The organism is Dorea sp. AM58-8 (genome assembly GCF_003464045.1).
GTDB classification, from domain to species: domain Bacteria; phylum Bacillota; class Clostridia; order Lachnospirales; family Lachnospiraceae; genus Claveliimonas; species Claveliimonas ammoniilytica.
Genome location: NZ_QSDM01000006.1, coordinates 121225 through 132509, shown reverse-complemented (window position 1 = coordinate 132509; position 11285 = coordinate 121225). Strand labels below are relative to the sequence as shown.

14 protein-coding genes are annotated in these 11285 nt (G+C 42.1%); all 14 read left to right on the top strand.

The window, feature by feature from the left end; translation table 11 throughout:
- The first annotated feature begins 113 nt into the window (after positions 1-113).
- Positions 114-680: an N-acetylmuramoyl-L-alanine amidase family protein gene (locus DXA18_RS06820; RefSeq protein WP_278337064.1), complete on the top strand. Its 567-nt coding sequence runs from the start codon at positions 114-116 to the stop codon at positions 678-680.
- Between the two features lie 44 nt (positions 681-724).
- Positions 725-1774, top strand: coding sequence for an L-threonylcarbamoyladenylate synthase (locus DXA18_RS06815; RefSeq protein ID WP_118383263.1), 1050 nt, complete (start codon positions 725-727; stop codon positions 1772-1774).
- 50 nt (positions 1775-1824) lie between these two features.
- Complete coding sequence (locus DXA18_RS06810; RefSeq protein WP_118383262.1) at positions 1825-2313, top strand: deoxycytidylate deaminase; 489 nt, start codon at positions 1825-1827, stop codon at positions 2311-2313.
- 101 nt (positions 2314-2414) lie between these two features.
- Entirely contained in the window at positions 2415-2624 is a 210-nt protein-coding gene (locus DXA18_RS06805) for a pro-sigmaK processing inhibitor BofA family protein (protein WP_118383261.1), read from the top strand.
- Positions 2625-2873: 249 nt separating this feature from the next.
- A complete protein-coding gene (locus DXA18_RS06800; RefSeq protein ID WP_147345581.1) occupies positions 2874-3836 on the top strand; it encodes a hypothetical protein in 963 nt (320 codons plus the stop codon).
- The gene (locus tag DXA18_RS06795; RefSeq protein WP_118383259.1) at positions 3778-4989 is read left to right on the top strand and encodes a CpaF family protein; all 1212 of its coding nucleotides are present in this window, start codon (positions 3778-3780) and stop codon (positions 4987-4989) included. Before DXA18_RS06800 ends, DXA18_RS06795 begins: the two co-directional genes overlap by 59 nt.
- Positions 4883-5692 (top strand): type II secretion system F family protein, encoded by an 810-nt coding sequence (locus DXA18_RS06790; protein WP_243007059.1) that lies wholly within the window; start codon positions 4883-4885, stop codon positions 5690-5692. Before DXA18_RS06795 ends, DXA18_RS06790 begins: the two co-directional genes overlap by 107 nt.
- Positions 5629-6903 carry a type II secretion system F family protein gene (locus DXA18_RS06785; RefSeq protein WP_118383257.1) on the top strand — a complete coding sequence of 425 codons (1275 nt, stop codon included), beginning with the start codon at positions 5629-5631 and terminating at the stop codon, positions 6901-6903. The genes DXA18_RS06790 and DXA18_RS06785 overlap by 64 nt, the downstream gene beginning before the upstream one ends.
- Before the next feature lie 88 nt (positions 6904-6991).
- Positions 6992-7183 carry a Flp1 family type IVb pilin gene (locus tag DXA18_RS06780; RefSeq protein WP_118383273.1) on the top strand — a complete coding sequence of 64 codons (192 nt, stop codon included), beginning with the start codon at positions 6992-6994 and terminating at the stop codon, positions 7181-7183.
- Positions 7164-8555, top strand: coding sequence for a DUF5702 domain-containing protein (locus DXA18_RS06775; protein WP_118383256.1), 1392 nt, complete (start codon positions 7164-7166; stop codon positions 8553-8555). The genes DXA18_RS06780 and DXA18_RS06775 overlap by 20 nt, the downstream gene beginning before the upstream one ends.
- A gap of 178 nt (positions 8556-8733) precedes the next feature.
- Positions 8734-9477, top strand: coding sequence for a TadE/TadG family type IV pilus assembly protein (locus tag DXA18_RS06770; RefSeq protein WP_158567103.1), 744 nt, complete (start codon positions 8734-8736; stop codon positions 9475-9477).
- Positions 9465-9962 carry a prepilin peptidase gene (locus DXA18_RS06765; RefSeq protein WP_158567102.1) on the top strand — a complete coding sequence of 166 codons (498 nt, stop codon included), beginning with the start codon at positions 9465-9467 and terminating at the stop codon, positions 9960-9962. Before DXA18_RS06770 ends, DXA18_RS06765 begins: the two co-directional genes overlap by 13 nt.
- A gap of 15 nt (positions 9963-9977) precedes the next feature.
- A complete protein-coding gene (locus DXA18_RS06760; protein WP_118383253.1) occupies positions 9978-10433 on the top strand; it encodes a TadE/TadG family type IV pilus assembly protein in 456 nt (151 codons plus the stop codon).
- A 13-nt stretch (positions 10434-10446) separates the two neighbouring features.
- On the top strand, positions 10447-11253 hold the full coding sequence (locus DXA18_RS06755) for a DUF6382 domain-containing protein (RefSeq protein WP_243007058.1): 807 nt from the start codon (positions 10447-10449) through the stop codon (positions 11251-11253).
- Positions 11254-11285: the final 32 nt, after the last annotated feature.

The following is an 11285-nucleotide window of genomic DNA, read 5'->3' as shown; positions in this document are numbered from 1 at the left end:
ATGAGCTGGAACATTTATTTTCAAGCGTTTACTGTGAGGACTTGGAGAAAAAGGCTATCTAATCTCAATACATTTCTAACTCCCCATATATACTGGGGAATACATATCACAATTTGCGTAAACTACAATCAGCACATGGGGGTTCTGATCCCGGAAAGATCGGAATTAATGGATTGGAAGAAAAGGAAGTGAACCTGGCAATCGCGCAATATGTGGAAGAGTTATTGAAAAAGGAAAAAATTGAAGTTGTAATGACCAGAGAAAAGGATGAGATGCTCTCAGAAGATAGTGGAGAAAGAACTAAAATCGGTGATATGAAAATGAGAGTAGAGCAGATTAACAAAGAGAAACCATTGCTGACGGTCAGCATTCATCAGAACAGCTATCCACAGGAAGAGATTAAAGGAGCACAGGTGTTTTATTATACGCATTCAGAGGAAGGAAAGAAGGCAGCAGAAATCATGCAGGAATCTTTGCTGGTATTGGATGATACGAATCATAGAAAGGCGAAAGCAAATGATACATATTATCTGCTGAAACGAACGGAAAGTCCTACCATTATTGTAGAGTGTGGATTCTTAACCAACACAGAAGAGGCTGGATTGTTAAAGCAGGATGAGTATCAAAAAAAAGTCGCAGAAGCGATTGTAACAGGAATAAAGGCTTATATGGAAAAATAAAAAAAAGCGTGTTATACTGAGGGATAAGAAAGCGAGAGAAACGAATGAAGACAATAATTAAGAAAGTAAATAAAGAACATCCGGAAGCAGATATCATTTGCCAGGCTGGAGATATTTTGAAAAAAGGCGGACTTGTTGCATTCCCGACAGAGACAGTATATGGACTGGGTGCCAATGCGTTGGATGAAGAGGCTGCTATGAAGACTTATGCCGCAAAAGGAAGACCATCGGACAATCCGCTGATTGTGCATATTGCAGATATGAAGGATCTGCCGAAGATCGTGACAGAGATTCCGGAAGCAGCGAAAAAAGTAGCAGAGAGATATTGGCCGGGACCGCTTACTATGATATTTCAGAAGAGTGACCTGGTGCCGCATGGAACAACCGGTGGACTGGATACCGTGGCGGTTCGTATGCCAGACCATCCGATAGCGAGAGATCTCATTTTGGCTGGTGGTGGATACATTTCCGCACCAAGTGCTAATACTTCAGGAAGACCGAGCCCGACGACTGCACAGCATGTGGAAGAAGATCTGACTGGTAAGATTGATATGATTGTGGATGGTGGACCGGTGGATATCGGAGTGGAATCTTCGATTCTGGATGTGACGGTAGATCCACCGATGATTTTGAGACCGGGAGCAATTACCAAAGAAATGTTTGAGGGTGTAGTTGGAACGGTTGCAGTAGATCATACATTGATCAAACCGGACAGTAAAGAAGTACCAAAAGCTCCGGGTATGAAGTATCGTCATTATGCACCAAAGGCACAGCTTACGGTTGTAGAGGGTGACACAGACGCAGTGGTAAACTATATTAATGAACGGACAGCAGAACATGTAGCAAATGGAATGCGGGCGGGGATTATCGCGACGGCTGAGACGATGGAACAATATCTGGCAGGCGATGTTAAGTGTATTGGAACGAGGGCGGATGAACGCACGATAGCGGCAGGTCTGTTCGGCGTTCTGCGTGAATTTGATTCAGACGGAGTCAATGTGATATATAGTGAAGCATTTCAGGAAGAAGGCATTGGAAGTGCAATCATGAACCGGCTGTTGAAGGCGGCAGGTCATCAGGTAATTCATGTATAGAGCCTGTATAGAGGAAATTATAGATAACATAGAGATAACGGAGGTGCGTAATGAGTACAAAAAGAGAAGACTATATCAGCTGGGATGAGTACTTTATGGGAGTTGCCAAGCTGTCGGCTAGTCGTTCGAAAGATCCGAATACACAGGTGGGATGCTGTATTGTCAGTCAGGATAATAAGATTTTATCTATGGGCTATAACGGATTCCCGATAGGTTGTTCTGATGACATGTTTCCATGGGTCAGGGAAGGGGAAGATGATCTGAAGACCAAGTATTTCTACACGGTGCACAGTGAATTGAATGCAATCCTGAATTATCGTGGCGGAAGTCTGGAAGGCTCGAAATTATATGTATCTCTGTTCCCTTGCAATGAATGTGCCAAGGCAATTATTCAGAGCGGAATTAAAGAGGTCATTTATGACTGCAACAAATACGATGGCAGTAGCAGGGTGCAGGCGTCTATGATGATGTTTGATGCGGCGGGCGTGAAATACCATCAGTATCAGCGGTCGGGAAGAAAGATTGAGATAGAATTATAAGTAAATAATGAATGTGATAGAAAGAATGTGTCTGCGGATGCATTCTTTTTTTTGTAGGGGAAGCATATATCTGTAATAAAAACAGAAATGGAGAAGGATATATGTCTGAAAAACGTCCGGGATTTATTGTAAACTTTTTTGTGCGTGCATTTGTCGGTGTATGTATGATTTTCTTTGTAAATGAATTTCTTGCTTATCGGGGGATAAATGTTGCGGTTGGAATGAATCTTTTTAGCTTTTTGACAAGCGGAACCCTTGGAATTCCTGGGGTTGCGTTGCTTTATGGTATTTCTGTATATCACATTTTGTGAAAAATATACAATGTTTACATATTCTTAAAAAAGTGGTGGACTTTTGCGAAAAGTAAGAATATAATACATCTTACAAGTTACATAAACTTGTATCTGAGTTGTTGAATCTAGTTGAAAAATCTGATTATGTTTCGTGATCTGATCAGGTCGGTCAGAAATCAAAACAGAAGTAACTGAAAAATGGAAAAGTACAGAAGGAGGAAAAGTCTAAAAAGAAATATTTTATGTAAATTAATTCAAGGAGGGAGGATGATGGTGAGTGGAAAAAATTTAGTCATTTGCGATGCAGAAACGGAATATGCTGCTCGTCTTGCCGAGTACCTTGGCGGGAAAAGAGACCTGTCATTACAGGTAAAGATCTGTGAGAGCCCGGAGCAGGTACTGTCAATGAGGCGGGATACGAAGATTGATATTCTGCTGGCAGATGAAAATATGAAATTCACGGAAGGAGTATTGGATTCAATCCAGGAAGTGATGTATCTGTCGGTCTTTGAGACAAGTGCACCTCCGGATCATAAGCCCCGGATCTACCGTTATCAGTCAGCAGATGCCATCTATACCTGTCTGGTTGATGGATTGACTGCGAGTGGAATGGGAGATCTGTGGGCTGTGAGAAAAAAGAACAGAGGTCAGCTGATCGGATATTATAGTCCGATACGTAGACTGGGACAGACCTCACAGGCGATTAAGAATGGTATACAGCTTGCGAAGAAATCGAATGTTCTGTATCTGAATATGGAACCATATGCCGGAATAGGTGGTCATTTTGCAGACGAAAAGGAAAGGAATCTGTCGATGCTTCTGTATTATGCAAAACAGGAGATCGGTAATCCGGGACTCTTAATAACTACGTTGGTACAGCAGATGTCTGGGATGGATTATATTCCTCCGGTGACATACCCAGAGGATCTGAAAACAGTGACAACAGAGGAATGGCTATGGCTGCTTCGGGAAATATTGGAACGAAGTATTTACGATGTGTTGATTCTGGATATAGGTGACTGTATTCAGGGAATCTTTGACATTTTACAAAGTTGTGACCAGGTCTATATGATGACTTCCGGAGACAGGCTGGCTGTTTCCAAGCTCTGTCAGTACGAGGAAACACTTTGCCGACATGGGTACGGCAGTTTATGGGAAAGGATGATTCGCTGTGACGTCAGAAGAAGCATTAAAAACAAAAATACTGGGGCGGCTGGATCTGTCTCGTGAAGTAGAGGATGAAGAATTACAGGAACTGATATTTTGTGTGCTGGAAGAAGAAAGTGCGGTGGAATATATTCCGTTGGAAGAAAAGGCAAGACTTGGGAAGGAGCTTTTCAATGCGTTTCGCAAGTTGGATTTGCTGCAGGAGTTGATTGAGGATGATGAGATTACAGAGGTTATGATCAATGGAGTGCAGAATATATTTGTAGAAAAGCATGGACGGCTGTATCTGACGGACAGGCATTTTGTGTCTCGAGACAAACTGGATGATGTGATTCAGCAGATTGTGGCTGGGACGAACCGTCTGGTAAATGAGGCATCGCCGATCGTAGATACCAGACTTGCTGACGGATCGCGTGTTAATGTGGTGCTGTATCCGGTGGCGTTGAATGGACCGGTAGTTACGATCCGTAAGTTTCCGAAAGAACAGATTACGATGGACAGGCTGGTAGAATTGGAGGCTCTGAGCGAGGAAGTAGCAGGAGTGCTGAAAAAACTGGTTGTGTCCGGATATAACATATTTATCAGCGGAGGAACCGGCTCCGGTAAGACGACACTTTTGAATGCACTCTCTCAGTATATTCCAAAGGAAGAACGTCTCATTACGATCGAGGACAACGCAGAATTGCAGATACTGGATGTTCCGAATCTTGTGCGGCTCGAAGCCCGGAATGCCAATGTGGAAGGCATTGGTGAGATCACAATTCGTGAGCTGATACGCTCGGCACTTCGTATGCGTCCTAATCGCATCATTGTCGGAGAGGTCCGCGGACCTGAGACCATTGATATGCTTCAGGCAATGTCAACAGGACATAAAGGTAGTTTGAGTACCGGGCATTCGGATAGTCCAAAGGACATGCTCAGGCGATTGGAAACGATGGTGCTTATGGGGATGGACGTACCACTGGCAGCTATTCAGAGACAGATTGCATCGGCGATAGATATCATTATTCATATTGGAAGACTTTGGGATAAAAGCAGAAAGCTTCTGGAGATTGTAGAGGTGATGGATTATAACGGGGAAGAAATTGATACAAGGATTTTGTACCAGTTTGAAGAAACAGGCAGAGAACATGGAAGAATTGCTGGCAAGTGGAAGAAAGTTCAGGATCTTGCAAATACGGAAAAGTTATTTTCGGCAGGATATCAGACGCTCTGAATATGCATCAGCATTATTCAAAACTGTGTCACTTCAAATGCTTTTGGCGTATCTGTTCTATGAATCAAAAATCGCATTTATCATTTTAACACCTGTTGGTGTCTGGTATTTTTTGCACTGGGAAGTGGATAAGATTAATCAGAAACGAAGAGAATTTCAGGAGCAGTTTCGGGAGGCAATACAGTCACTTGCAGCATCACTTCAGGTAGGATATTCGATTGAAAATGCCATGAAAGAAACAAAAAAGGATCTAAGTATACTTTATAAGGAGGATACGACCATACAAAGAGAATTTACGCATATGGTTCGCCAGATTTATCTGCAGATCCCGGCAGAGCGGATTTTGGAAGAATGGGCAGAGCGTGTAGAGCAGGAGGACGTCAGGAACTTTGTAAATGTATTTGTTATGGCGAGAAGAAGCGGAGGCAATATGATTGGTATTATTCGCAATACAGCCGGACAGATCCGGGACAAGCTGGAGGTAAGAGCTGAGATAGAGACGATGCTTGCGGCACGAAAATACGAATTTAAAGTCATGGCAGTAATTCCCTTTGTGATGATTGCTTATATGAAATTCAGTTTTCCGGAATTTATGAAGATACTATATGGGAATCCGACAGGAATAGGAGTGATGACAGCATGTCTGGCAATATATTTCGGCGCATATTTGCTTGGGGAAAAGATTGTAAATATCGAAGTCTGATGCTGGGAATCGTCATTGGAAGTTGCGTATTGGCAGTGATACTGCTTGTGACAGATCAGAGAGAGGCAACGAAATCGGTGACGAGTATCCCCAGAGAAAGCAGTGGACATGGAAGTATAACAAAGGAACTTCAATTGATAGTAAACGGTATACGTCAGAAAGACAAGGTGAGGATTACGGTTCAGGAAAGGAATTATTCAGATGAAGAACTTCAGAAAGTCTTCGATCAGGAGACAGAAAACCTTGGTGATCGAATCCTTGGACAGAATAAAAATCTGGACAATGTGCGGTATGATCTGAATTTGATCAAGGAAATTCCAGACATTCCTGTTCGCGTAGAGTGGGAGATTGATCGCTATGATGTGATCAGCGTATATGGTGTTCTGAATGAAGAAAATCTGATGAAAGAACCGGAAGGAGTTCTGGTGAACCTGAAAGCCTGCCTGATATATAAGCAGGATGAGACGAAGCGTGCGATAACTGAAATGACAGTAAAAATATATCCGCCACTAGATGATAATGATGAGAAAACAGTCTTGCTTGTGACAGAAGAGCTGAGAAAACAGGAGGAGTCCTCCAGGCAGAAGTCAGAATTCAAGATTCCGACACAGATAGATGGTAATACGATAGTGCTTCGTAATCCTCAGAATCTCAGGGGATGGTATGTGTTAGCGTTAGGACCGATGATATGTATACTGTTGCTGGCATTAGACCGACAGAATCGTCAAAAAGAAGATCAGGAGACAAAGCAGCAGATGATGTTAGATTATCCGGAGATAACGGATAAACTTACGCTACTTTTGGGAGCAGGAATCACAGTAAAAAGTGCCTGGCAGAAGATTGTAACCGATTATGAGAAGCAGAAAAATTATCGGGGAATCCGTTTTGCTTATGAAGAAATGGAGAAGACATGCAACGAGATGCAGAGTGGAGTAACAGAGTTGGAGTCGTACGAACAGTTTGGGAAAAGATGTGGGTTAAAAGCATATCGGAAGTTGGCTGCGTTGCTTACACAGAATCTGCGAAAAGGAAGCAAAGGTTTATCAGAACTGCTTCGGGCAGAAGCCGATCAGGCATTTGAAGAATGTAAAGCTACTGCGAAGAAAAGAGGCGAAGAGGCAGGAACTAAGCTTTTGTTGCCAATGTTTATGATGCTTTCGACGGTACTTCTGATTGTTATAGTTCCGGCATTTTTATCTATTCAAATGTAAGGACACCCAGATGTAAAGACGATTAGAGGCAAGGAAGCTTGGATGTGAAGAAAGGAGAATACGTATGATAAAGAAACAGTTGTACCGAATGAGATGGAAGGGGTTTCAATTAAAAAAGAGGATCACGGACATCCTGTGCGATGAGAAGGGGATCGGTGTGGTGGAAGTTATTCTGATCCTTGTTGTGTTGATTGGTCTGGTAATCATTTTTAAGTCGCAGCTTACCAGTCTTGTAAATACGATATTTGAGAAAATTACCAGTGAAAGTTCCGGCATATAAATCAGAAAAGAAACGTGGTGAGGTAACAGCATTTCTGGCATTAATCTTTGTGCTGCTGGTTGGATTTACCGGAAGCATGATGGAAAGTGCGTCCCTGCAATCTGCCAAAAGTTATCGGAGAGCAGATATGAACTGTGCCATGGAATCAGTATTTGCGGAATATCAGCGGGATATGCTGGAAGAGTTTGATCTGTTTGTGCTGGATGCTTCTTATGAGAGCAGCGATTATAGTGAAGAAAAAATTTTTGACCGGTTGTCTTATTATGGAGCATCCGGCATGGAACAGACAATGAAACGGGTGCAATTGTTGACGGATTATAATGGCGCAGCATTAGAGGATCAGATAGCGAAATATATGAAAAGTAAGTATGGTCTTAGTTCGTTGAATCCTTTCGGTGAGGATGAGGATGTCTGGAAAGAGCGGGCAGATGAAGCGGAAGAGTCGGTTAAGATGGAGGATCGTGTAAATGAAGAATTGGCGGGGATTCTGTCGGAGAATGAACAGGAACTTCCGACAGAGAATAATCCGCTTCCCAATATGCAGAGAGTTGCATCTACTCCATTGACTGAACTTGTAATGCCAGAGGGGAAAGAAGTATCTGATGCCAGTGTGACGTCCGATACTTTGGCATCAGGAAGGACCCTTCAGCGTGGATATGGAGATTTCAGTGACAAGGCAAAACAGGAGTCTTTATCGAAGATATTGTTGGATGAATATCTTTTAGAACATTTTGATACAGCAGTGGAGGAAGATGGGGCAGATGGCACACTGAAGTATGAAATGGAATATCTGCTTGCCGGGAAGAACAGTGACCGGGAGAATCTGAATGCAGTATTAAAACGTTTATTGATGCTTCGGTTTGCGCCTAATTATGCGTTCCTTCAGCAGGACGCAGCAAAACAGGCGGAGGCGCAGAGTCTTGCTCTGACATTATGTAGTTTGATTGCACTTCCGGTGGCAAGTGAAGCGGTAGCACAGGCATTGCTGTTAGCGTGGGCACTTGGGGAAAGTGTTATGGATCTTCGAAGTCTTATGAAAGGTGGGAAAGTACCATTAGTAAAAAGTACGGAGACATGGCAATTGTCGCTTACCGGGCTTATGACACTTGGGACTGAGGATGACCATGGAGAAGGAATGGATGCAGAAGAAGGTCTGGATTATAAGGGCTATCTACGAGGATTGCTTCTTCTGGAAAACAAAAACAACCTGATCCTTCGGACTGAGGATCTGATAGAACTATGCATGCGTAACGAAAAGGGACTTACGTGGTTTCGTGCAGATCATTGCGTTTACAGGATGGAAGTGGCCTCGACGGTGCGGCTTCGAAGAGGAATCACTTATACATTTAACACTTATTATACTTATCAATAGCTGAAAGGCAGAAGGATGTCCTTTGGGATATAGTAACAATCTTTTTTGCATATATAGAAAGGAGATGCTCTCTATGATGCCTCCCTCAAGGCATATGATGAATTACTCTGTGAATCCCTCGTATCACAATACAAAAACAAATGAACAAACTGAAAACCAGAGGACATCCTTCTGCCTTTTGGCAACAAAAGGATCTATTACAATAGAGGCGGCATTTGCAATTCCATTGTTTTTTCTGGCGGTTTTAGCTCTTTTTTACATGATGGAAGTAATGTCCATACGCACCAGTGTGCGTAATGGAATGCAATATGCGGCAAAACGCGCGGCAGAAGATTGCTATCTGACACAGATGGTCTCACCGTCCGTATTGGAGACAGATATTGTCAGGGCAATTGGCAGTGAACGATTGGAACGAAGTATTGTCGTAAATGGAAGCAGTGGAATCAGCTGTCAGAATTCACGTATGTCGATGTTGACAGGCATTCTGGAAATGGAAGTGACTTATCAGGTGAAGCTTCCGATACCTGTATTTGCAGCAAAGTCGGTTCACATGAAAGAAACTATGCGGATGAAAGGATGGAATGGTTATCAGTCGGCATTCTGGGATAAAGAGGATAATGAGACCGTGTATATTACGGAGACAGGCATGGTATACCATCGGGATTATCATTGTAATTATCTGGAACTATCTATTCGAACAGTCAATGCAGGAACGGTGGATGACCTGCGTAACAATGATCAGGAAAAATATCATCCCTGCGATAAATGTGTGCATGGAAGTGCGGCTTCGCAGGTATATCTGACAGACTATGGCAACCGTTATCATAATTCATTAAGCTGTAGTGGACTTAAACGAACGGTATATGCGATTCCTGTATCAGAGGCAGTAGGGAAAGGAGCATGCACAAAATGCAGCAAATAAATATATATTTGATGGAATACGGTTGGTTTCAGGTTATTGGCAGAATGATGGTATGTCTGGCATTAGTATTCATGGCTTATAAAGATGTACGGGAGCATAAAGTATCTGTGATTGCACTTATAGGCTGTGGTTTAATAACCGGAATTGAGAGTGGTATAGCTGTGGTTACCGGGGACTCCGGAGCATGGAAATCATATCTGGCAGGTCTGGTGATCGGATCACTTTTTATCGTAATCAGTAAAGCAACACGAGAAGGTCTGGGATATGGAGACAGCTGGTTGATGTGTATTCTGGGAGGGTATCTGGGAATCTGGAATATGCTTGAACTGTTAGTGATGACCTGGATGTTAACTGCAGTGGCAGCAGGGATTATACTGGCGCGAAGTCGATTCAAAAAGCGAACGTCAATACCTCTGGTTCCGCTTATTACAGTTGGATATATAGCCGTATGGCTGGCGGAGATAATGATGGCTGCAAATGCATAAGAAAACGAGGTATGGATGAAAAGAAATTATAAAATATACAAAAATGAAGGAAAACTTGCAAAAATTAGAACAATGGAATTGAATGGAATGTTTACAGTAGAAATGGCATATATTGTGCCTTTTATATTAATGATATTTTTTCTGAGCATTATGGGAATATTTTATTATCATGATAAGGCACTTACAGCGGCTGCCGCACACGAAACGGCAGCAATTGCCGGAACAAAGGTCAGAGAAAAGGATGAAGTAACAGAAACCGTAGTGTCAACAATTTTTGAAGAACGGATCAGGGGAAAATGTATTGTATTTGGCAATCCAAGTGTAAATGCAAAAGTTAACAAAGACCAGATTACGGTTACAGCAGATGCAACAAAAGGTCGTATGAAGCTTTCGGTCGCGGAGTCTTCAAGCATTACAAAACCAGAAGAAAAGATAAGAAGTTATCGGAAATTAGGATTGAAAAGATACTAGAAAGAAGGAACAAATGGAAATACATACAGAAGTAAAGAGCGAGTTGAATAAAACATTGTTGCGCATTTGTGTTCCGGGCATTACGGAAGCAGATTATCAGATACGGATGCTGCAGATGAATCAGATAAAAGGAGTGCTGCCTGTTGCCATACGCGGTGAGGGAGAAATGACCGTATACGAATATGAAATTACGGGGCTGGTATCAATGAAAAATAAATATCGGCAGGACAAGATTACTAAAGAAGAGATGAAAAAGTTTCTATCGAAAATGCAGGAAACAATTTGGGATGTGGAACGTTATTTACTGAACTCAAATAGAATCCTGCTGGAACCGGAAATGATTTTTGAAAAGAACGGTGAATTTTATTTTTGTTATATGCCACAGTATGATGGTACGATTCGGGAAAGCTTTCATAAGTTAATGGAATATTTTGTACAATGGACTGATTATCAGAATATAGCCAGTGTCCAGACTGCGTTTTTGCTTCATAAAGAAACAATGAGAGAAAATTACAGTCTTACAGGAATCATAGAAAGTCTAAGCGAATTAGAAGAAAAGAATAGAAATATAAAAGTTGACAAAGCAATTACTAAAGCACAAACGGAGATATGGGATACAAAAGAGGATGATGCGTATCAAGAAAGTACACATACATATGACACAGAGGAACATGACTGGATCACAAGGCAGGAGATGGGAAGTAAAATTATGAAAGAGACGGACAATCTCTGGAATCCTGTAAAGAAATTTTTAAATCGCCATAAGCGGCCGAGATGGGGGGACTGGGACGGAATCTATATTGATGAAGAGGAATTATGATGTTATACTGATATCATAGAATTACAATATAG

Excerpts from the sequence above, each read along its gene's own strand:
- DXA18_RS06810 (WP_118383262.1), top strand. The coding sequence starts at position 1,825 with ATGAGTACAAAAAGAGAAGACTATATCAGCTGGGATGAGTACTTTATG.
- DXA18_RS06765 (WP_158567102.1), top strand. The coding sequence starts at position 9,465 with ATGCAGCAAATAAATATATATTTGATGGAATACGGTTGGTTTCAGGTT.
- DXA18_RS06755 (WP_243007058.1), top strand. The coding sequence starts at position 10,447 with ATGGAAATACATACAGAAGTAAAGAGCGAGTTGAATAAAACATTGTTG.
- DXA18_RS06780 (WP_118383273.1), top strand. The coding sequence starts at position 6,992 with ATGAGATGGAAGGGGTTTCAATTAAAAAAGAGGATCACGGACATCCTG.
- DXA18_RS06805 (WP_118383261.1), top strand. The coding sequence starts at position 2,415 with ATGTCTGAAAAACGTCCGGGATTTATTGTAAACTTTTTTGTGCGTGCA.
- DXA18_RS06760 (WP_118383253.1), top strand. The coding sequence starts at position 9,978 with ATGAAAAGAAATTATAAAATATACAAAAATGAAGGAAAACTTGCAAAA.
- DXA18_RS06800 (WP_147345581.1), top strand. The coding sequence starts at position 2,874 with ATGATGGTGAGTGGAAAAAATTTAGTCATTTGCGATGCAGAAACGGAA.
- DXA18_RS06785 (WP_118383257.1), top strand. The coding sequence starts at position 5,629 with ATGTCTGGCAATATATTTCGGCGCATATTTGCTTGGGGAAAAGATTGT.
- DXA18_RS06815 (WP_118383263.1), top strand. The coding sequence starts at position 725 with ATGAAGACAATAATTAAGAAAGTAAATAAAGAACATCCGGAAGCAGAT.